26 protein-coding genes are annotated in these 20,099 nt (G+C 69.8%); 11 read left to right on the top strand and 15 right to left on the bottom strand.

Annotated features, from left to right (window positions below; all coding sequences use genetic code 11):
* Positions 1 to 348: 348 nt before the first annotated feature.
* Positions 349 to 1,047: a glycoside hydrolase family 75 protein gene (locus tag FDO69_RS25785; RefSeq protein ID WP_104782328.1), complete on the top strand. Its 699-nt coding sequence runs from the start codon at positions 349 to 351 to the stop codon at positions 1,045 to 1,047.
* Between the two features lie 76 nt (positions 1,048 to 1,123).
* Here the strand turns inward: FDO69_RS25785 and FDO69_RS25790 are convergent, their stop codons facing one another.
* From FDO69_RS25790 to FDO69_RS42915, 4 genes are all read right to left on the bottom strand, one after another.
* Positions 1,124 to 1,534, bottom strand: a complete 411-nt coding sequence (locus tag FDO69_RS25790) for a PTS-dependent dihydroxyacetone kinase phosphotransferase subunit DhaM (protein WP_053668167.1) — start codon at positions 1,532 to 1,534, stop codon at positions 1,124 to 1,126.
* A complete protein-coding gene (gene dhaL / locus FDO69_RS25795; protein ID WP_104782233.1) occupies positions 1,527 to 2,126 on the bottom strand; it encodes a dihydroxyacetone kinase subunit DhaL in 600 nt (199 codons plus the stop codon). The genes FDO69_RS25790 and dhaL overlap by 8 nt, the downstream gene beginning before the upstream one ends.
* A 49-nt stretch (positions 2,127 to 2,175) precedes the next feature.
* Positions 2,176 to 3,168: a dihydroxyacetone kinase subunit DhaK gene (gene dhaK / locus FDO69_RS25800; protein ID WP_104782234.1), complete on the bottom strand. Its 993-nt coding sequence runs from the start codon at positions 3,166 to 3,168 to the stop codon at positions 2,176 to 2,178.
* A gap of 234 nt (positions 3,169 to 3,402) precedes the next feature.
* Positions 3,403 to 4,068, bottom strand: coding sequence for a CAP domain-containing protein (locus FDO69_RS42915; RefSeq protein ID WP_324827340.1), 666 nt, complete (start codon positions 4,066 to 4,068; stop codon positions 3,403 to 3,405).
* An 84-nt stretch (positions 4,069 to 4,152) separates the two neighbouring features.
* Between FDO69_RS42915 and FDO69_RS25810 the strand changes: the two genes are divergently transcribed.
* The gene (locus FDO69_RS25810; RefSeq protein ID WP_104782236.1) at positions 4,153 to 4,419 is read left to right on the top strand and encodes a hypothetical protein; all 267 of its coding nucleotides are present in this window, start codon (positions 4,153 to 4,155) and stop codon (positions 4,417 to 4,419) included.
* A 364-nt stretch (positions 4,420 to 4,783) separates the two neighbouring features.
* On the opposite strand, the gene FDO69_RS25815 is transcribed toward FDO69_RS25810, so the two are convergent.
* The 6 genes from FDO69_RS25815 to FDO69_RS25845 all read right to left on the bottom strand — a co-directional run bounded on the left by FDO69_RS25815 (position 4,784) and on the right by FDO69_RS25845 (position 10,238).
* Positions 4,784 to 5,248, bottom strand: a complete 465-nt coding sequence (locus tag FDO69_RS25815; RefSeq protein ID WP_420878541.1) for a hypothetical protein — start codon at positions 5,246 to 5,248, stop codon at positions 4,784 to 4,786.
* A 523-nt stretch (positions 5,249 to 5,771) separates the two neighbouring features.
* Positions 5,772 to 6,770 carry a YdcF family protein gene (locus tag FDO69_RS25820; protein WP_104782238.1) on the bottom strand — a complete coding sequence of 333 codons (999 nt, stop codon included), beginning with the start codon at positions 6,768 to 6,770 and terminating at the stop codon, positions 5,772 to 5,774.
* A 566-nt stretch (positions 6,771 to 7,336) separates the two neighbouring features.
* A complete protein-coding gene (locus tag FDO69_RS25830; protein WP_138430174.1) occupies positions 7,337 to 7,888 on the bottom strand; it encodes a hypothetical protein in 552 nt (183 codons plus the stop codon).
* A 42-nt stretch (positions 7,889 to 7,930) separates the two neighbouring features.
* Positions 7,931 to 8,203, bottom strand: coding sequence for a hypothetical protein (locus FDO69_RS25835; protein WP_104782240.1), 273 nt, complete (start codon positions 8,201 to 8,203; stop codon positions 7,931 to 7,933).
* On the bottom strand, positions 8,188 to 8,598 hold the full coding sequence (locus FDO69_RS25840) for a hypothetical protein (RefSeq protein ID WP_104782241.1): 411 nt from the start codon (positions 8,596 to 8,598) through the stop codon (positions 8,188 to 8,190). The genes FDO69_RS25835 and FDO69_RS25840 overlap by 16 nt, the downstream gene beginning before the upstream one ends.
* Before the next feature lie 59 nt (positions 8,599 to 8,657).
* Positions 8,658 to 10,238, bottom strand: a complete 1,581-nt coding sequence (locus FDO69_RS25845) for a carboxylesterase/lipase family protein (protein ID WP_104782242.1) — start codon at positions 10,236 to 10,238, stop codon at positions 8,658 to 8,660.
* Positions 10,239 to 10,374: 136 nt separating this feature from the next.
* Between FDO69_RS25845 and FDO69_RS25850 the strand changes: the two genes are divergently transcribed.
* On the top strand, positions 10,375 to 10,968 hold the full coding sequence (locus FDO69_RS25850) for a TetR/AcrR family transcriptional regulator (RefSeq protein ID WP_104782329.1): 594 nt from the start codon (positions 10,375 to 10,377) through the stop codon (positions 10,966 to 10,968).
* Positions 10,969 to 11,570: 602 nt separating this feature from the next.
* A complete protein-coding gene (locus FDO69_RS25855; protein ID WP_104782243.1) occupies positions 11,571 to 12,560 on the top strand; it encodes an aldo/keto reductase in 990 nt (329 codons plus the stop codon).
* 136 nt (positions 12,561 to 12,696) lie between these two features.
* Here FDO69_RS25855 and FDO69_RS42250 read toward each other — a convergent pair whose 3' ends face one another.
* Positions 12,697 to 13,059 (bottom strand): hypothetical protein, encoded by a 363-nt coding sequence (locus tag FDO69_RS42250; protein ID WP_234388097.1) that lies wholly within the window; start codon positions 13,057 to 13,059, stop codon positions 12,697 to 12,699.
* 22 nt (positions 13,060 to 13,081) lie between these two features.
* Between FDO69_RS42250 and FDO69_RS25865 the strand changes: the two genes are divergently transcribed.
* Both FDO69_RS25865 and FDO69_RS25870 read left to right on the top strand, forming a co-directional pair.
* Positions 13,082 to 13,351, top strand: coding sequence for an aminoglycoside phosphotransferase (locus tag FDO69_RS25865; RefSeq protein ID WP_104782244.1), 270 nt, complete (start codon positions 13,082 to 13,084; stop codon positions 13,349 to 13,351).
* Between the two features lie 182 nt (positions 13,352 to 13,533).
* On the top strand, positions 13,534 to 14,130 hold the full coding sequence (locus tag FDO69_RS25870; RefSeq protein ID WP_167526679.1) for a TetR/AcrR family transcriptional regulator: 597 nt from the start codon (positions 13,534 to 13,536) through the stop codon (positions 14,128 to 14,130).
* 237 nt (positions 14,131 to 14,367) lie between these two features.
* On the opposite strand, the gene FDO69_RS25875 is transcribed toward FDO69_RS25870, so the two are convergent.
* From FDO69_RS25875 to FDO69_RS25890, 4 genes are all read right to left on the bottom strand, one after another.
* Entirely contained in the window at positions 14,368 to 14,673 is a 306-nt protein-coding gene (locus tag FDO69_RS25875; protein ID WP_104782246.1) for an NIPSNAP family protein, read from the bottom strand.
* Positions 14,670 to 15,122 carry an NUDIX hydrolase gene (locus FDO69_RS25880; RefSeq protein WP_104782247.1) on the bottom strand — a complete coding sequence of 151 codons (453 nt, stop codon included), beginning with the start codon at positions 15,120 to 15,122 and terminating at the stop codon, positions 14,670 to 14,672. The genes FDO69_RS25875 and FDO69_RS25880 overlap by 4 nt, the downstream gene beginning before the upstream one ends.
* Before the next feature lie 392 nt (positions 15,123 to 15,514).
* A complete protein-coding gene (locus tag FDO69_RS25885; protein WP_104782248.1) occupies positions 15,515 to 16,126 on the bottom strand; it encodes a DinB family protein in 612 nt (203 codons plus the stop codon).
* 57 nt (positions 16,127 to 16,183) lie between these two features.
* Positions 16,184 to 16,648 carry an Lrp/AsnC family transcriptional regulator gene (locus FDO69_RS25890; protein ID WP_104782249.1) on the bottom strand — a complete coding sequence of 155 codons (465 nt, stop codon included), beginning with the start codon at positions 16,646 to 16,648 and terminating at the stop codon, positions 16,184 to 16,186.
* Positions 16,649 to 16,760: 112 nt separating this feature from the next.
* On the opposite strand from FDO69_RS25890, the gene FDO69_RS25895 reads away from it, so the two are divergent.
* From FDO69_RS25895 to FDO69_RS25910, 5 genes are all read left to right on the top strand, one after another.
* Entirely contained in the window at positions 16,761 to 17,828 is a 1,068-nt protein-coding gene (locus FDO69_RS25895) for a Glu/Leu/Phe/Val family dehydrogenase (protein WP_104782250.1), read from the top strand.
* Positions 17,825 to 17,992, top strand: a complete 168-nt coding sequence (locus tag FDO69_RS41330) for a hypothetical protein (protein WP_159030649.1) — start codon at positions 17,825 to 17,827, stop codon at positions 17,990 to 17,992. The genes FDO69_RS25895 and FDO69_RS41330 overlap by 4 nt, the downstream gene beginning before the upstream one ends.
* Positions 17,993 to 18,011: 19 nt before the next feature.
* Complete coding sequence (locus FDO69_RS25900; protein WP_170320940.1) at positions 18,012 to 18,563, top strand: DinB family protein; 552 nt, start codon at positions 18,012 to 18,014, stop codon at positions 18,561 to 18,563.
* A gap of 304 nt (positions 18,564 to 18,867) precedes the next feature.
* On the top strand, positions 18,868 to 19,071 hold the full coding sequence (locus FDO69_RS25905) for a cold-shock protein (protein WP_104782251.1): 204 nt from the start codon (positions 18,868 to 18,870) through the stop codon (positions 19,069 to 19,071).
* Between the two features lie 407 nt (positions 19,072 to 19,478).
* The gene (locus tag FDO69_RS25910) at positions 19,479 to 20,078 is read left to right on the top strand and encodes a hypothetical protein (RefSeq protein ID WP_104782252.1); all 600 of its coding nucleotides are present in this window, start codon (positions 19,479 to 19,481) and stop codon (positions 20,076 to 20,078) included.
* Positions 20,079 to 20,099 lie beyond the last annotated feature (21 nt).

The following is a 20,099-nucleotide window of genomic DNA, read 5'->3' on the forward strand; positions in this document are numbered from 1 at the left end:
GGACCGCATCAAGAGGGCGTCCGGTCGAACGGGGACGGTCCGGCCGGGAGGGGCGCACGCCGGGCCCTGCGTGACCACCCGGGAGCCTTACGTATGCTGAAGGCCTCACGGTCGAACTCCGGTTCAGCAACGAGGAGTTCGGCTCTGTCGCGCGGACCGCTGTCGCCGCAGAACCCGTGCCGGCCCGGGCGGGCCGGGCAGCCGGAGTCTTACACGGACTCAGGCTCCCGGTCCCTGTCGGGGGTTGGGGACGTGCGCCGTCCGGCCCCTTAGCGGTGGCCGGGTGATCGTCCCGGGAACAGATTGGGCTGAGTGCCCGTCAGGTTCCCGATGAGAGGCTCCCGTATCGTGCGTGTCCAGTCGCTCACCCTGGCCGCGGCCAGCGCCGCCCTGCTCGCCCCGACGACACCCCCCGCCGCCCACCCCCAGCCCACGGTATGGCGCGAGAGCACCGTGAGCGCCGCCGACCTGCTCGCCGGGGTGAGCGACTGCACTCCCGTCTCCCGGGGCCGCTACCGCAGGGACTACGGCTCGCCCGCGAACATCCCCGTCTGTGGCACCCGCGACGTCGTGTTCTGGAAGGCCGACATGGACATCGACTGCGACGGCCGGCCCGGCCCCCGCTGCAACGTCCGCACCGACCCGTACTTCGCCGCGAGCACGGCCTACCCCCAGTCGGACGGCCGCCCGTTGAGCGCCGAACGTCTGCCCTTCATCGTCGTACCCGCGCCGAGCCGCCGCTGGGACTACCGGGACCACGGCATCGGCGGCGGTTCGGTGGTGGCCGTCGTGTACCGCGACCGCGTGCGGTACGCGGTCGTCGGCGACGCGGGCCCGCAGGGCATCATCGGAGAGGCGTCCTACGCGACCGCCAGGGCCCTCGGTATCCGCGCCGATCCACACGGCGGCGGCGCAGCCTCCGGCGTCACCTACATCGTCTTCAAGAACACCAAGGTGTCGCCCATCGAGGACCACGCCGCCGCCGTGACGGAGGGAGAGCGGGCGGCGAAGCGATTCGCCACCGGAAGCCGGGCGGACGGGCGCTGAGCGGCTGACGGCACCTCACCGGCACGCCTGCGACCGGGCACACCGCCGCTTCGGCATGCCCGGCCGCAGGCGGCGCTCACACCTTCCGGTAGGTGTACGCCTCCGTGGCAGCCGCCTCCACCGCCGCCAGGTCCGCCCCGGTGGACGCCGTGACGACCGCGGCCACGGCTCCCTCCACGAAGGGGGCGTCCACCAGGCGGGTCCGCTCGGGGAGTTCGTCACCCTCCGCCAGCAGCGCCTTCACCGTGAGCACCGCGCTGCCCAGGTCGGTCAGGACGGCCACTCCGGCACCGCGATCGACGGACGCGGCCGCCGCGGCGATCAGTTCGGAGCTGGTGCCGAGCCCGCCGCCCTCGGTACCGCCCGCCGGAGCGACCGGTACCGCCGGGCCGCCGCCCGCGAGCCCCTTCGCCAGCTCGGCGACCGACGCGGCCACCTCCGCGCTGTGCGACACCAGCACGATTCCCACCAGCTGCTCGTCACTCACCGGCGGCCTCCGCGAGTCCGGCGATCAGCAACGCCGACGACGTGGCGCCCGGGTCCTGGTGGCCGATGCTGCGCTCGCCCACATAGCTCGCCCGGCCCTTGCGCGCCTGCAGGGGCGTCGTCGCCACCGCGCCCTCCTCCGCCGCGGTCCGGGCCGCGGCGAACGAGTCGCCGAGCGCGTCCACCGCGGGCACCAGGGCGTCGATCATGGTCTTGTCGCCCGGGGCGGCGCCGCCGAGCGTCATGACCGCGTCCACCCCTGCCCGCAACGCCTCGGCCAGCTGCTCCGCGCTGACCTCCTCGGCATCGCCCAGCGCCTTGCCGGTACGGCGCAGCAGCGTCCCGTACAGCGGCCCCGACGCGCCGCCGACCGTCGAGATCAGCCGGCGTCCGGCCAGGGTCAGGACCCCTCCGGGCGTGCCGGGGGCCTCCTCCTCCAGCACGGTCACGACGGCTGTGAACCCGCGCTGGAGGTTGCTGCCGTGGTCGGCGTCCCCGATGGGGGAGTCGAGGGCGGTGAGCCGTTCCGCCTCGCGGTCGACGGACGCGGCGGTCGCCGTCATCCAACGGCGGAAGAAATCGGCGTCGAGCACTGGATCTCCTTGCCTGGTAGGTACGTGGTGATCCTCTACCCTCTGTGAGTCACACGCCCCAGCGCAGGCCCGGGGTCTTGACCGGCGCGTCGTACAGCCGCAGCAGCTCCTCGTCGACCTGGCACAGGGTGAGCGAGGCGCCCGCCATGTCCAGGGAGGTGACGTAGTTGCCCACGAGGACGCGGGCCACGGGGACGCCACGCTGGGCGAGCACCCGGTGCACCTCGGCGTTGAAGCCGTACAGCTCCAGCAGCGGTGTCGCGCCCATGCCGTTGACCAGGACCAGCACCGGGTTGCGCGGCTGGAGGTCCTCCACCACCGCCTCGACGGCGGCCTCGGCGATCTCGCCGGAGGTCATCATGGCGCGCCGCTCCCGGCCGGGTTCGCCGTGGATACCGATGCCCAACTCGAGCTCACCGGGCGGCAGATCGAAGGTGGGGCTGCCCTTCGCCGGGGTGCTGCAGGCGCTCAGTGCGATCCCGAAGCTGCGGGAGCTCTCGTTCACCTGCCGCGCGATGGCCTGGACCCGCTCCAGGGGCATCCCCTCGGCTGCGGCGGCGCCCGCGATCTTCTCCACGAACAGGGTCGCGCCCGTACCGCGACGGCCCGCCGTGTACAGACTGTCGGTCACCGCCACGTCATCGTTGACCAGCACTTTCGCCACCTGGATGCCCTCGTCCTCGGCCATCTCGGCGGCCATGTCGAAGTTGAGCACGTCCCCGGTGTAGTTCTTCACGATGAACAGCACTCCGGCCCCGCTGTCCACGGCGGCGGCCGCGCGCAGCATCTGGTCGGGCACGGGGGAGGTGAAGACCTCGCCCGGACAGGCCGCCGACAGCATGCCGGGGCCCACGAAGCCGCCGTGCAGTGGCTCGTGCCCCGAGCCCCCGCCCGAGACCAGCCCCACCTGCCCCGCGACGGGAGCGTCCCGCCGCACGATCACCCGGTTCTCCACGTCCACGGCCAGCTCCGGGTGGGCAGCCGCCAGACCACGCAGCGCATCCGCGACCACGCTTTCCGGGACGTTGATCAACATCTTCATGGGTACCTCCTGGTGAGACTGGTAGATGTACCCCTGACCTCCATTTTTGCAGGTCAGGATGAGTCAGGCCAGTTTTGGATCTTGGCGGTTCACGGCGGTCCGGGGCGGGCTGTGGCGGTACTGATGCTGACGTGCTGCTGACTTCGGGTGACGGTCCATCAGTTCACTGCTGTGGTCAGTGGCGGTCGGCCGGAGCGCTGCTGCCGGAAAGTATCAACCGTGCGGCGGCGAACGTCACGGGCGCCGTGCTCTTGGGCGTGCCCCGCTGCTCAGGATCGGCCTGCTGTTCAGCCGCCGATCGGCTTCCCCACGTTGCCCCTGAACGGGCCGATGATGTTGCCCCCTGGGGGCGTAGCTGCACACGATGAACGTCTGGTGCGATTCCCCGCCTTCCCGGTGGCCCGAGGCGCGGCCGCCGCCGAGCGCGTCGGTGTCCTTCCACACGACCTGGGTGAAGGACGCGGTGTCGGGCGAGTAGCCGGGCCGGTCCCAGTCGTAGCTGCCCGTCCAACCGGCCTCGTAGCACACCGCCTCCGCGCACGAGGCCGGTCCGTTCTCGCAGGTGGCGAACCAGTAGCGGTTCTCGTCGTATCCCTTCGGCCCCGGCCCGGGCGGTGTGGACAGCCCATCCAGGGTCCAGGCGGACTGAGCACACTGCATGGCCTGAGCGATGGCCGCGTCGTCTGAGGCCAGGGGCGGGGCGCCGTGCTGGCCCGATAGGAGTTGTGCGCGGCCAGGCATTCCTCGAGCCCCAGCGCCTGTGTCGGGGAGGGCACCCGGAGGGCAGCGCTCCTCGTGTCGACCGGCCAGGCCGGGCACCGGGGAGGTGATGACTGATCCCCGGGGTCCGTGGTGTGAAGGCCGCGGCCAAGAAGACGTCCGGGCGCCGGCCGCTTCCATGGGGCCTGTCACCCTGGCCGAGCGCGCGCAGCCGGCGGCTGGGACACGCCTCTACCGAGTTGACCGACGTACACTCCGTCCACGATGAAGCGATGTGTTCATTTCACCGAGCAGGCGGGACGATTCCGCGACTACATCCCAGCCGACGACCGGAAGACACTGCTGCGCGTCGTCGACCAGATCGCCAACGATCCACGAGGCCCAGACACCCACCTCGCCTACAGCGACGATGACGCAACCCGCTCGACCTGGGCCGAGGGCCTCATGGTGCACTACCTCGTGACCCCATCCTCCGTGGTCATTGTCGAGGTCGACATGTATGACGCCGGCAGAGGCTTCAACATCGTGTGAACAGCGGTGGCCGTCACCAGGCTTTCGGGGCGAGGCAGGACCGTGATGGCGGCCTTCCTGCCGACTCCGCGAAAGATCCACTTTCGCAGCAGACCTGACTTCAGCGCGTGACGTTCGACCGGGTGACGGCCGAGCCGGTGTGCCGGTAGATCCGGAGGGCCTCGAAGTTGCGTTGCGGGCAGGCCGTGCTCGGCCTGGACGCGGGTGAGAAGGCCGACCGCCAGGTGGCGGGCTGCGCCGTTCAGAGGGCCGCAGGCCGGAACCCCGGCTGGGGCAAAGTCGGGCAGCAGGCGGGAGACGTCGAACACGGCCGGGCTCACCTATGAGTCTGAGCACCGGGGTGCGTCTCGGGATGACGGCACTCTCACGCCGCCCCAGGTACCTTCTCGGCCGCGGAACGGCGCCTCCAGTACGCGACGGTCAGCACGGTCAGCAGCGGCCCCCACAGGGTCAGCGGCACGTAGCAGAAGTAGAACCAGGTAGCTTCCCAGCCGCCGGCTTGGCTCGGGGAGTCGGCCGACAGGTCGCCGCCTCGGATCGTGGTGCCCCTGATCTCGGAGACGATGAACAGGAGAGTGAACAGGAGGGTGAGGATCACGGCCCCGAAAGCAGCTGGGAGGACCGCCACCTTCCTCGGAACCCGGCGGCCGCGCAGGACCGGGATCCAGCGTGGGAACACCTCGCCCCAGCGGGCGATCAGGCCGATCGCAGTGAACGCGAAGGCTTCGGACAGGATCGACAGGAAGACGACGTACGCCCGTTCGCCGAGTCCGAGACCGCCGTCGAACGCGACCGGGAGTCGCCAGATGCTGGAAGGAAGGACAGTCAACGGAACGGCGTAGGCCACGAGTTGCATCCGCCGCGACACTCCGGCAACAGGTTCGTGGACGGTCCGCCATGTGGCGCGGAACCGTCCGAGGCGTGCGGTAGTGGGTTCTTCGGCGTGCAAGAGTGTCTGCATGTGCGGTCCTCGATTTCGGTGGACTGCTGTTCGACCTGATCCGTGATGAAGATCCCAGTCAGGGGGACTCCGAGGATCGCTCTGGGGGCTGAACTCGGCTCCGCCTGACGGCCGACGGAGCGGTGCGACCGGAGGGTGACGGCAGGGGCCCGGGCGCATTTGCAAGCGCCGGGAGCGCAAACTGGCTGCCCATGCGGTGTTTCACCTGGCCACCAACAGCTGGCCGTTGAGGCGGGTGGTGGCAGAAGTCGGCCGGTCTTGGCGGGCTCCTCGGCTCGGGCTCGGGGGGTGCCCCGGCAAGAGACTCAGCATTCGTGAACAAAGCCACGGAACAGACGTGAACCGACGAACCGCCCTCCTAGGGCCTCTTACGAGGTCTGTGGTCGGCGCTTCAGTGCGCGAATACCGCCGTCGCCACCGGCACTGCCAGGAGCAAGCTGAGTCCGACCAGGGGGAAACGGTCCAGCCACAGGATGGCGGCGAATTCGCGCAGTGTCGCGGCCAGCCAGTAGGCGGGGGAGGTCGGCGCGCCCACGACGTGCACGGACACGCCGACGCGGCGGGCCAGCAGGGCCGTGCGGTAGACGTGGAAGCCGCTGGTGACCACCGTGGCACGGTAGCCCGGAGTAACGCCCTCCACGAGGGCCGCGCTGAAGCGAAGGTTCTGCCCGGTGTTGACGGAGCGGTCCTCCCGCACGATCCGGTCGTCGGGCACTCCGCGTCCGCGCAGATAGTCGGCCATCGCGTCCGCCTCGGAGCGGACCTCGTCGTCGCCCTGGCCGCCCGAGACGACGAACACCACACGAGGCGCGTCCGGTACGCGGGCGGCGTCGATCGCGAGAGCGCGCTCCAGCCTGCGGGTCAGCAGCGGGCCGGGCCGGTCGTCGTTGAGCCCGGCGCCCAGGACGACGACATGGGTGGTGTCCGGCAGGGGGGTGCTACGGCCCCGGACGAACACGTAGCCGGCGAAGACGAGGAAAAGCAGGGTGAGGTATCCCGCGGCCGCGTTCACCGCGACCACGAGGGCACCGAACGCCTCGCCGCCGACCGCGTAGAAGACCGCGTCGAGGCCGAGCACCGCCAGCACCGCGCAGCCGGCGGCCCCGGTCGCGAGCAGGGCTGCCTGCGGTCCGTAGCGCCGGACCAGGAGGACGCCGTCGGCCAGCAGCAGCAGGCCCAGCGCGAGCGCCAGGAGCAGGGCGGCGACGGCGAGGACGGTGGCGATGGTCGGGTGGGCTGCCGCACTGCGACCGGCTACGCCGAGTCCGGCGGAGGTCACCGCGAGGCAGAACAGGACGGCGGTGGAGAACCGGTGCGGTGCCAGCAGGGCGTTGACGACGCCGCCCGCGGCGAACACGACCGCGACAAGGTACTCCGGGTGCTCCGGCATGTGCCGCACCGCTCCGCTCTCCCGCCCGGCCGCTGCCCGTACCCGCCCGCCTCTCGCTTCCCGCGGGTCCCCGGACCCGATACGGACGGCTGCCGGCCATCCTCCCAGACCTGCTGGGGTGCGCCGAACGCGGGATGGGGTTCATCCCCGTGAGCGCCCGGGAGCTTGTTTCCGATGCACCGGATGGATGACCGTCGTCACGACCCGGTCAGTGGTGCACGGGTTTCAGTGGCTGCGGAAGCCTCAGCCATGACGAGGAGAGGAAGAACGAAGCCTGGGGCGAACTCGTCGGTTACGCCGGAGTGGGCCTCGGCACCCTCGGCATGTCCTCTTCGTCGGCCAGGGGATCACCACGCGCCGAAGAAGCCGATGACGCCTCCGTCAGACATGCGCGGATGTCTGGCAGACCTGGCGGCCGGCCACGTCAACGCCCGGGCCGTCGGCCAGCACCACGGGAGCCTTGATCCGCTTTCCCACTGGTTCCCGATCGGCTGAGGCCACGCGCTGCTTTCAGTACGGGTGGGTGGGAAGGTGAGTGACGTGGATGACGCCTGCCCGACGCCATTTCACAGTTGGTACGGGTCGGTGAGGCCGGTCACCGGGACACCGGAACGCCGGGAGATAAGTCCGGCGAGCTCGCGCACGCCGCTGTAGGTGGTGTTGAACCTCCACACAGGTTCGTGGCCGGTGACCCGCGACGTGAACGCCACCTCGTAGGCGAAGGCGCTACCGGCCGGAAGCGAGCCAATGGCGAACTGCGTCCTCTGGCCCTCGATCGAGCGGATTTCCGACCACGCCACGCCGATCACGCGCCGGCCGGCGGCGTCGACGAAACCCTCCGAGAACAGGTAGAGGCCACCACGCATCCGCTGAAACCAGACATAAACCCATGTGATGATGATCAGTAGACCGACCACCACAACACCGCGGCCCCAGAGGTTCGCCGGCCCGTTGGCCACGAAGTTCATGACGACGATGCCAATCACCAGACACGCCGCCGCCCCGCCAAGGCCGGGGCGGCGGCGCACCCGCTGCTCGAAGTCGCCAAGGTTGTTGCGGGCGGCGCAGGCCAGCACACGGGGCGCCGGCGCGTCAGTCGGCTTGCTCATCCCAGCCATCGGGCCATGGTAGCGAGTCAACCGCAAGCCCACCCGAATGCATCAACACCCCTGCAAAACAACAGCGGTTATCGCTCTGGCCGAGCGCGCCGACGACGGCGAGAACCTGATCCCGAGCTGGCCGCAGGACCCGTAGATCACCCGCCGGGCCCTCAGGTCGAGGGCGGACTCGAGGGCGAGGCCGCCGGCCCAGGAGCCGACCGCGATGCCGACAGTGATCGCGGTGAGGAGCGCGGCGGTGACGGCGGTGGCCGGGATGAGCGTGCCGTAGGGCTTGCTGTTACCGCTGGTGCGACGCTTCAGCCGCGGCGCCACCGCTCGATGCGCTTCGCCCAGGCCCGATCGTCCGTCGTCTCCAGGAAGCCGCGGTGGTTGATGAGCAGGTACACCTCGTCGGCCGATGCATTGGTGGTGTTGAGGATGAGGGGTTGGCCGGCGTTCAGCAGGCCACCGAGGAAGCGGCCGTAGAGGTGGGTGAAGCGGGTGTGGGCCGCCGTGATGTCCGCGCGGGTGAGGGTGAGATCGCCGTTGTCGGACCAGCCGGTGAGGACGAGCAGGTCGGGGTGCAGGATGATCCGGCCGCGGCGCTGGAAAAGAGTCCTTTGGCTGATGCCGGCGGCGATCTTCGCGGCTGCTCGCTTCTCGCCCAACTCGTGGGCCGTGGCGCCGATGTAGTCGGCCTCGGCGAGCGGTGTGCCGATTTCGCTCATGGGGATCCTCCGGAAAGGTTCGTTCGTACGGTCCGCGGGAGGTGTGCGGATCACAGGCGTCAGGAGGTGCGCGACCAGAATGCGCAGCGGTGTTCGGCTACTGCGTTCACGCCGGAGAGCGTGTTCCGAGCCAGCTGCTGGGTGTGCGGGAAGGGCGGCCAGCCGTCGCCGGGCGTGCCGGTTCTGGCGAACGTCGTCCACGCGGCGATCATGCGTCGGGAGAGGGAGGACTGCCCGTCGTCGAGGCGGAGGTCGCCCATGCCGAACAGGTAGGGCAGCTCCGCGCTGTGGTAGGCGCCCAGCGGGAAGTCGGGGCGGAGGTCGGGTGCGGGTGGGTGGCGGTCGGCGAATTCGTAGCTGTAGACCGGAACATGCCTGGCCAGCAGCCGGTCGGCGGCCAGGGTGGGGCACACCCAGCTGCGGTCGGTACCGATCTTGGCCCAGGTCAGTGCGGGCGTGGCGCCGGGCGGGTAGGCGCGGGCGATACGGGCCGCTTGCCGCCGGCCGTAGGTCTCGGTGAGCAGGCGGCGGTAGTCCGCTGCCGTCATCGGCCCGTCCAGCGTGAACAGTGCGGCGAAAAGTCGGTGTTCGTCACGGGTGTTGCCCTGCAGGACGGGCACGCGGTGGACGTTGCCGGAGGCGAGCACGCGGGCCGGCGAGTGGGGCAGGACGCTCGTCCCGTAGGCGGGTTGGTGGAAGCGCCCGTTGAGGGACAACACGTCCTTGACGGGCTTGGCACGCAGGCACTTCAGGCTGCGGCAGCCCAGAGCGCCCCGGCCCTTGGCGGCCAGCTTGTCCTGGTGGGCGAAATAAGTGGCGGCGGGGTCGCCGGGCGCGAGCGTGTTCTTGGGCCAGTTCTGCAGGCAGGAGCCGCTTTGGATGACTGCGCGGTGGAAGAGTCCGGCGGCCGTGGGCGAGGTGAGCTGGGCGCACACGCTCGCGCCTCCGGAGGACTCGCCCATGAGCGTGACATTGCCGGGATCACCGCCGAACGCGGCAGCGTTGTCCCGTACCCAGCGCAGCGCCGCCTGCTGGTCCTGCAGGCCGAAGGCCCCGGAGTCGGGCAGGTCCGGATGGGCGAAGAAGCCCAGGGCGCCCAGGCGCGAGTTGACGGTCACGACCGTGACGTCGCCCTGCCGGGCCATCGTGGTGGCGTCGTACTGATCTCCGGAGCCCGAGCTGAAGGCCCCGCCGTGCAACCAGACCACGACCGGCCGCGGCCGCGGGGCCGCACGGTCCGCTCCATCAGCGGGCGTCGTGACGTTGAGATATAAGCAATCCTCCGCGGAGTCCGCCACCTCGGGCTGCGCGCAGGCCGGTCCGGGCTGGGCCGCAGTCCGCGTGCCGGTCCAGGTGGGTGGCACGGCCGGGGGTTGCCAGCGCAGCGGGCCGACCGGAGGCGCCGCGTAGGGGATGCCCTGATAGGTGGTGACGCCGTCGGCGGTCACCCCTTCAAGGAGGCCCTGGCGAGTACGGGCGGTGTCCGGCCGGGCCTCGGGGCGCTGACCGTGGGCACGCTGCCGGTGCGGGTGCTGCCCGGCCGTCGCCGACGAGGTCTGCACCGCATCCGCGGTACTCATCACCGCCACGAGGAGGGCCGCGCCCAGTGCGGCGCAGGTGGTGGAGCGTCGCTTCGGCATGGTCCAGTCCTCTCCCCCTTGCCGCTGCAGTGTGCAGGCGGCCCATCACTTTTTACAATACGTTCGTATTGCCAAAGCGGCAATAGGCTGATCTGCCCGGGAAGGCGAACGCGATGAAAGGGAGGTGCCCGTCGACGTGCCGCGACAGGTAGACCACAAGGCCCGCCGGGACCAGATCGCCGAGGCGCTGCTGGACATCGTCGCCGACCATGGACTGGAAGCGATCTCCGTGCGGGCCGTGGCGGCGCAGGCGGGCGTCTCAACAGGGCGCATCCAGCACTACTTCGCCAACAAGGACGAACTGCTCGCCTATGCGATCGAGTACCAGGACTGGCTGGTTCAGCAACGGTGGAACGAGCAGGCATGGCCCGAGGGCGAGCCCACCCCCCGGGAGGCACTGCGCTGGGTGCTGCTGGAGACGATTCCCAGGGACGACCGGCGCCGCCGCGAGTGGCTCGTGGGCGTCGCGTACCTCATCCGCATGCTTGCGAACCCCAAGCTGCGAGCCCTCTACGTCGACGGGCTGCCCCGCCTCTACCGGCTCCTCGCCGACCTCGTCCGCATGGCCCAGGAAGCCGGCGACATCGCACCGGACCGCGACCCCGAGGTGGAAGCGGAACTGCTCTTCGGCCTCGCCGACTCGCAGGGCCCACCCGTCGTCCTGGGCCTGCGTACCCCCGAGCAAGCCACCGCTGCCATCGACTATTACCTTGACCATCTGTTCCGGTAACCGCCGACGGCGGGGCATCTGGGAAGACCACGGCGGTCCTGCGTGCCGCATGGGAGCGGCAGCCGCAGAGATGCAGGCCACCGGACACTCCGTCCCCAGCGGTAACCCTCCACGCCGGAGGCATGCACCACCTGGAAGTGGCCACGCTCAACATCGCCTGGAAGGGATCCACCAGCCTCGACCCCGGGTGCCCACCCGTATGGGACGGGCGGGCACACCGGACGATCTGCGGCCTGGCACCGGACCCAAGACGTGGCCGGCGGTCGCCGGCGGCGTCGTCCCGCGCACGGGCGGCTGCTGGTACGACCGGCATCCCCGGGCGCCGCATCCCACACGCGAGGACGAACGGTTCCAGGCTCGTCTCCTCCAGGCCTTGGAGCATCACACGGGTGTGGTACCCGACCAGGAGCCAGGCCTTCCTCACATCTCACTTGCCATGGAGTGCGCTCGAAGTCATAGCGTCGAGGACGCAACGGCGCACGAGGCTGTCGCAACGCCCGCTCCTCCTGGGATGCCGGGTGGTGGCATCTGTGCATGGATGGACGGGAGACTTCGTGCCGCCCGAAGGACGATCAAGCGTGCAGGGAAGGCTGGAACACGACATGCAGAAGCGCAGTCTGCGGGAATTGCAGGTATCGGCCATCGGCCTGGGGTGCATGGGCATGTCCGCCTTCTACGGAACCGCCGACGAGGAGGAGGGCGTCGCGACGATCCGGCACGCCCTCGACCTCGGGGTGAACTTCCTCGACACCGCGCAGATGTACGGCCCGCTCACCAACGAGTCGCTCGTCGGCGAGGCGGTCCGGGGGCGCCGCGACGAGTATGTGATCGCGACGAAGTTCAACTACCGGATGGACGACGCTGTACCGGGCGACATCAGCACGGTCGGCCCGCAGGACGGCTCGGCCGAACACGTCCGCAGCTCCGTCCACGGCTCCCTGAAGCGTCTGGGAACCGACCACATCGACCTGTACTACCAGCACCGGGTCGACCCGAACGTGCCCATCGAGGAGACGGTGGGCGCGCTGGGCGAACTGGTCGCCGAGGGCAAGGTGCGCTACATCGGGCTGAGCGAGGCGAGCGCCCAGACCATCCGGCGTGCGCACGCCGTGCACCCGGTCACGGCCGTGCAGAGCGAGTACTCGCTGTGGTCACGGGACGTGGAGGCCGAGGTGCTGCCCGCCTGCAGGGAGCTGGGCATCGGCTTCGTACCGTACTCGCCCCTCGGCCGCGGCTTCCTCGCCGGGCGGTTCACCTCGCCGGACGACCTGGACGCCAACGACTGGCGCCGCCAGAATCCGCGCTTCCAGGACGCCAATCTGGAGGCGAACGTGCGGCTGGCGGCGAAGGTGAAGGAGATCGCCGCCGAGAAGGACGTGACGCCGGCTCAGCTGGCCATCGCGTGGGTGCTGGCCCAGGGCGAGGACCTGGTGCCGATCCCGGGCACCAAGCGCCGCACCTACCTGGAGCAGAACGCCGCCGCGGTCGACATCGACCTGACGAAGGACGACTTGGCCCGCATCGACGCGGAGCTGCCCGAGGCGGCCGGTGAGCGGTACGACGAGGCAGGCATGCGGTCCGTCAACCGGTAAGGGGAGGGGACGTACACACCACACGGGGGCTTCAAAGGGAACGTGGGGTGGTCATCGACCTCCTGAGCGCCGGACCGCAACACTCCTTCCGGCAAGCGGCGCATGCCTGTCGCCGCGCTCCGCGCCAGTGCCGCCTTCAGCCCGCCGGCGCCCAGCGGGGAGCGTCGGCAGGGGAGAGGTCGGGGCGCGCGCGGTGCCGGCGGACGGGATGGCGCCGGCGGCCGGAGGCATCGCGGGCGACGTCGACGCCGATCTCCACCACCAGCTCGGGCTCCACCAGCGTGACGGTCAGGTGCTCCTGGCTGCCCCGTCCGGCGGAGAAAGACCAGCCCGTCCACGCGGTGCCCGCGCCGCCCCGCAGTGAGGTTGCCGCCGACCGCAGCGCCTGCCGCGCGGGCGAGGGTTGTGCGGCCGACGTACTGCAAGCGGCCTTCGCCGTCGTACCGGCCGAGCAGCAGCGTCCGCGGAGCTGCTGGCAAGCCAGCTCGAAGCGGGCCACGCTGTCGAAGGAGTCGATACGGATGGCGGACGGCCAGGTGCCACTGCCCCTGCTGCATGGCCCGGCATGGGTCTACGGTCCCCCCCAGGCGCATGAGGAAGCTGGCGGGGTGCTGGCCGCGCCCGTGAGCGAGCGGCAGTACTGGCGGGGGCGGGACACACTGGCGTGCTCAGAAGAAGTGCAGCAGGTGGCGCAGCCATGGTGGGAGGCAGGAAGAACCGAGCTGACGACGCGGGCCGTGCAGGGGTGTCTGAATGCCTATGGCACCGCCTTGATGGACACACTGGGCTGACCAGAGCGGCCTGGGGCGACGGGCACGGGTATGCCGCACCGCCTGGGCCCGGTTCCGGTCCTACAACCCGTTGACGGGCGAGCCGCCCAGTACCGACGATCAGGCGCATGTCTGCCGCCCTGGCGCCTCTGCGCCACCGACCGTTCCGTCACCTTTCCTCGACGGGAACAGCAAGTGTGGTCATGGCGGACCAGCGCCTCGTCCGCGGTGCCCGGACCCGGCACAAGATCGCGCGCCACGGCGTCGACGTCGCCTCGCTGGAAGGGCTCAACGGGCTCAGCATCGGCCGTCTGGCCGCCGACCTGGAACTGAGCAAGAGCGGCATCCAGACGCTCTTCAAGACCAAGGAGAACCTGCAGCTCGCGGTCGCGGAGTCGGCGCGCGAAGAGTTCATTAAAGCGGTCGTCCGCCCCGCACAGAACGCTCAGCCGGGCATCGCCCGGCTCCGCGCACTGACGGAACGCTGGATCTCCTACATCGAGGCACCGCTGTTCGCCGGAGGCTGTTTCTGGGCGGCCAGCCTCCCCGACTTCGACAGCCGGCCCGGGAAAGTCCGTGACGCCCTGCTGTTCCACCGCCGCACATGGCTCGCTCTCCTCGCCGGCGAACTGCACCGAGCCGTGGACACCGGGGAGATCGCCCAGCTGGACATGGACCTGACGCTTTTTCAGATCGACGCTGTGCTCAACGCCGCGAACACCGCACTGCGCCTGGGTGAAAGTGACGCGGCCTCCAAGGTTCGCCGCGCTGTCGACGGGCTCCTTGTACCACCGCACTGACAGGCAGTCCCGCCTGGCAGGCGCCTCAATGGTCAGTGCCTGAAACTACGGCCGGGCGGGGAGGTCTTCTGCGCTTGCGGCACACACATGGCGCGTTGTGCCGTCGGCGGACCAACGCACCTTGCGCCGCCAGCTCTGCTCCACGAGGCATTGTCACGGCTTGTGATCACTCGTGAGGTGACGACTGCGCTGTCTGCCGAAGATCGATGTCTCTGGTCGTCTCGGCAGCTGCCGGCCTCAGGGGAGGACAGGGCGCAGGAAGGTCCGCTGGAATCGGCGGACGCACGCTGTGGTCCGGGCGAGCTCCCACAGCTGCTGCGCCTCGGGATCTTCGCGAATCTCGCTCCGGTACCGTTCGTAGGCCGCCAGGCTCGGGAAGGAGAACATGGCGTACGCGATGTCGTTCGCGCCTTCGTGTGGCAGGAAGCAACCGTGATGCGTGCCGCCCAAGCGACCGACAATCGGAATCCAGCCGCAGACATACTCCTCGAACACGGCGACCTGAGCAGGATCGATCTCGTATCGCAGATGGCATGTGATCATGCAGGTAGCCTGCCGGTTCGCTGCAACATGGGGATGACGTGGTTGCGGACCGCGGGGGCCAGCAGCGGCGCGTAGTCGTCGCACCCATCGGTCCAGCCCAACGCGGCCAGTTCGGCGGCGGGCTCGGGAATCCCGTCGATGTCAGCGCTGAACACCGTCATCCGCATCGGCAAGCCCTCCAGTGCCGCCACGTCCTCTACCAGGCCGAGCGGTTCTGTCCGAACAGGTGCGATGCCGAGTTCCTCTCCCAACTCCCGGGCCAGGGCCTGCATATCGCTCTCGCCCTCCTCGGGTTTGCCGCCGGGCAGGTAGAACACGGCTGGAGCGGCCTTTTTGCTGACGATCAGCAGTCGGCGGTCGGTGACGATCGCGGCCGCGACCACGGTGATCACCGGCGGGGCCGGATCGACGTCCGACACTCGATCCAGGTGCGTCTTCGGTGAAGGCATGAATCCGATGGTGCCAGAGCACGCACCACTACGTCGGTGAGGCCGCGACGACGGCCGAGACCTGATGGCGGTGAGGCCCCGAAGGAACCGCCGCTGCCGTTCGATGGGCGCGTACTTCTCCGCATGCCGATCTTCTCCGGACGATGCATGGGCACACAGCGTCATGCGGCTGTCGGCTCGAGGCTACGAGCTGGCCGCCTTCGAAGCGGGCTGTGGCGCGAACGAGAGGGGTGAGGTGGGCGCGCTTGACGGTCCGCCAGGGGTTGAGCCGAATCGACGAGTTCGGAGATCGAGGGAAGGTCGGTGGTGCGCAACACCTGACGTGACGCCAGCCGCCCTGACGTGACGCCAGCCGCCCTGACGGGCGGCCGGCTGCCCCGTCTCGAGCTGTCTCAGTTGATCTCATCCGAGGTTGCGCGTCGGTCGGCTTCCTGAGCTGCCTGCTCCAGCCGGCTCCGATGGTTCTCCCACCATGCCGAGTCGCCCGGCGCCGAGCTGGCGTTGCTCTTGTTCATCCCCACGGCACCGTCCTTGAGTTCACGGATGATGTCGGCATGGCCGGCGTGCCGGTGCGTATCCGCGATCACGCGCACCACGGCATGATGCAATGTCACCTCGTCCCCGCCGCTGGGCCACCACGGCACCTTGCCGACCGTGTCCAGCGCCAGCGCGTCGATCGTCCCGTCCGCGTGGGCCCACGCTCGGTGGTAACGCTCCACGATGTACTCGCGTGACTCGTCGGCGGTGGCCCACATGTCCGCGTTGGGCTCAGCGCCGTCTTCGAGCCAGGGCAGCGGTTCGCCGGACGGCCGTCCGAAGGTGTCGCCGAGATAGCCCAGCTCCACGCCGGTCGCGTGCTTCACCAAGCCCAGGAGGTTGGTACCGGTCGGCGTCGACGGGCGGCGGATGTCGTACTCCGAGAGCCCTTCGAGCTTCCACAGCAGGGCATCACGGGCGGACTGCAGGTAGAAGTGAAGATCAGCCTTGGGATCTGATGCGGTCATGACGCAAGCCTGCCACTCGCATGATCTCCGTCGACCTGGATCGCCCCCGGAAAGTGCTCAGTTGCGCGTGGGAAGGCGCACGGGGGCCGTGTTGCTCACCTGCTGAAAAATGACCGAGGTGCGGAAACCGGTGATTTCGCCGCGCTTGCTGAGCCGGTCGGTGAGGAAGGCGTGGAGGTGGTCCAGATCCTGAACGGCGACGTGAAGGAGGAAGTCGTCGCCTCCGGAGAGCACGAAGACGTGGAGGACTTCCGGCAGGCCACTGGCGAAGACCTTGAAGGCGTCGATGACGACGCGGCTGAGAGGGCGTACCTGAACCGACACGAGCGCCTGAACGCTGCGGTTGAGGGCCATGGGATCGATGTCGGCGTGGTAGCCGCGGATGACGCCTCGGCGGTGGAGTGCCCGAACCCGCTCCAGGCAGGTCGAGGGGGCAATCCCGAGTTGCCGGGCGAGCTCGCGGTTGGACTGCCGCGCATCTGTCTGGAGAAGCCGGACGATCTCCGAATCAAGTTCATCCATGGCCGGCTACCTACCCCACTTTCAGTCAAACGTTCGGTCGATCTCTCGAACGATGATTCATTCGTCCAGTATGACGTCATCGAAACGGACAACAGAAGGGGACTGTGCACTCATGCTCGATCATGAGCAGGTCGCGATCCACGCCGGTCGGCGCTCCCGACTGCCGGTGATCGTGGCGGTTCACTCGACTGCTCTCGGTCCGGCTGCCGGCGGCCTCCGGCTCTGGCACTACCCCGACTGGCGGGACGGCCTCACCGACGCCCTTCGTCTGTCGGCTGCGATGACGTCGAAGTTCGCCGTTGCCGGACTGCCCAGCGGCGGCGGGAAGGCTGTCGTAGCCCTGCCGGAGGGGAGGGAACTCGATACCGGCCGGCGCCGCGACGTACTGCGCGACGTGGCCGACGTCATCGCATCACTGAGCGGTGCTTACGCCACCGGTCCGGATGTCGGGACCAGCCCCGCCGACATGGCCGTCATCGGGGAAACCACCCCCCACGTGTTCTGCAAGCCGGCAGATCTGGGGGGAAGCGGCGACTCCTCTCCGCATACCGCGCAGGGGGCCCTCGCCGCCCTGCGGGCCGTCAGCCGACGGTTGTACGGCACCTCGAGTCTGGGCGGCCGCAGTTTCGCCGTGATCGGTCTGGGCCGTGTCGGCGCCGACCTCGCCCGCCTGCTCGCCGCCGAGGGAGCCATTCTGACGGTGACCGACATCGACCCGGACAAACAGAAGATCAGCGATGAGCTCGGCGCTGTCTGGCGATCACCCGACGAGACCCTCGCCGCGGACGTGGACATCGTGGTCCCCGCGGCTCTCGGCTCCATGCTGACCAGCCGGACCGCGGCGGATCTGCGCTGCCGTGCCGTGGTGGGACCGGCGAACAACCAGCTCGCCAACCCGGATGTCGCAGACCTGCTGCACCAGCGCGACATCATCTGGGTACCGGACTATGTCGCGAGCGCCGGAGGAGTCATCAACGCCATCAGCACCGAGCTGCACCGCGTCAGTGCCGACGAGGCCCGCGCACGAGTCCGCGCCATCGAGGACACCGTCGACGACCTGCTGGACACCGCGCAGCGCTGCGGCCAGACCCCGGCGCAGGCGGCGAGCGAGCTGGCCCGGCGCCGCCTGAACGGCACCTCCGGGCCCACCGGCACAAACCACGGCGCCGCGGTGCGGTGACGCCGAGAACGGGCCATCTCGTCGTCACGTACCGCGATCACACGGCCGAGCCGCACGGCATGGACCGTTTCACCCCGGTCGGCAACAGCGACGACCGACAACTCATTGCCCGGCGCCGACCGGAGGAGATGGGCGGCGGCCTGACCATGCGGTACGCGACGTGACAGTCACGAAAGGACGAACATGAGCGATCCCACCAGAAGAGCCGAACTGTTCGACGGCGCCGACAGTGATCGCCGGTTCACCGGTCCGACGACCGGTGACGAACGGCGGATGCTCATCGACGTGCTGCGCGTCCAGCGCGCCACGCTGCAGTTGAAGTGCTCCGGCCTGGGATCGGAGTTGGTCCTGCGGTCGGTGGAACCATCCACGCTTTCACTCCTCGGCCTGGTCCGGCACCTTGCCGATGTGGAACGCCGCTGGTTCAGGCGGGTCCTGGCCGCGCAGGACGCGCCGGCCCTCTTCTCCTCGACTGCGGACCCCGACGGGGACTTCGACGGCGCTACGGACGACCCCGGGGTGGTCGCCGAGGCGTGGGAGACGTGGCGGACGGAGGTGGCCTTCGCCGAGCGGTTCGTCACCGACGCCCCCGACCTGGACGTTGCAGGAGAAGACTCCTGGCGCGGAACGGTGTCGCTGCGCTGGGTACTCATTCACATGATCGAGGAGTACGCCCGTCACAACGGCCATGCCGACCTGCTCCGCGAGCGCATCGACGGAGCTGTCGGCGTATGAGGCCGGGATCCACTTCGGCCTGGCCATGATTGAGGCGGCTTGTGCGGTGTTGGGGGGAGGGGGGGCAGCAACGTGCCGGTCTCGGTCAGGCGCAGCACGCTCCAACGTGGCACAGACAGGGCATCGGAGGCCGGCATGCGCCGGCGAAGGCTCTGATCCGTGCGCGTGGGCTTGCCTGGGTGCGTCGTCGGTCGGATAAGCAGGTTGATCGTGGGTAGAACGGCTTCAGGCTCGTGCGGTTGCAGGAGCCGGAGCATGTCCCGTTCGCAGGGCTGTTCCCAGGTATGAGCGAAGGAATGACGGTATGGCCAGCGGCACCGTGAAGTGGTTCAACTCCGAGAAGGGCTTCGGGTTCATCGAGCAGGACGGTGGGGGCCCGGACGTTTTCGCCCACTACTCCGAGATCCAGGGCAACGGGTACCGCGAGCTGACCGAGGGCGAGCACGTGACCTTCGACATCGGCCAGGGGCAGAAGGGGCCGCAGGCGCAGAACATCGTCCGCGGCTGAGCGGACGGCATTGGCGCAGAGCAAGGCGGCTGTCCGGACCGGACAGCCGCCTCGCTCCGCAGCGGCGCAAGTCCCGCCCGAGCTCCCTGACCCCGGTCGCGGAGAACCCCGGCCATGACTCGACCTCGGCGGTCAGCCCGTTGGTGCACTGCGCCGGCATCGGCAGGCGAGGAACCCCTCCCCGCCCAGGTGATCTCGGCGTTGGCGGCAGCACCTGGACCACCCGGAAGTCGCCGCCGACTGGGCCCGGCCATGGCCCGGCGAGGAGATCTGGAAGGCCCGGCTCGCAGGCTGGCAGCTCCGCAGGGCCATGCCCGTCTCCGGCCACGGCTCGACCCGACGCGGAGGGACCGTCTCGCGTGGGAAACCGGCCCCGAAGACCCCGCGCCGATGAGAGGGTCGACTGCATGTCCACCTCGATGCCCGCCCGTCCGGCCGCGTCGGTCGCCCTGGCCCTCGCCCTCGTCGCGACGCTCGGCGCCTGCGGTGACCTGCACGCCCCGGACTCGCGGGCCGGGGCGGCCTCCACTCCGTCGGCCGCACCCTCGCCCAGTGCCCCGGGAGCGTCGCCGTACGTGGAACCGGGCGCCGGCGACGGTGCCCCGCACTACAACGAGAACAACGCCTACCGCCGTGAGGGCGACATGGCCCCGGCCCACGAGAAGGACGCCCAGCGGGAGGCCGACCGCATCCGGCCGGTGATCGAACGGCTGTGGGAGCGGCGGAAGTGGGACCCCGCGACCGTGCGCACGGCCCTGCTCCGGCTCGGCTACGAGGAGGAGCGCGTCACGAAGGACGGCAGACGCCTCGGCGGCACGCTCACCGTCACGGGGATGTCCCCGCGCTGGAAGGACGACGGCTACGTCACGCCCGAGGGGACCCGGGTCGCCCTGCGTGTGCACGACGACGCCTGCGTGTCGGGGTTCGTGCAGAAGTCGAACTTCGAGGTGCGGGCCAACGGCCCGTACCCGGAGACCGGCTGCTTCGAACCGCCCTACGGCCACTGAGGCCACCGGTCCGGACGGGGG

This window comes from Streptomyces tibetensis (assembly GCF_007655005.1).
Taxonomy (GTDB): Bacteria; Actinomycetota; Actinomycetes; order Streptomycetales; family Streptomycetaceae; genus Streptomyces; species Streptomyces tibetensis.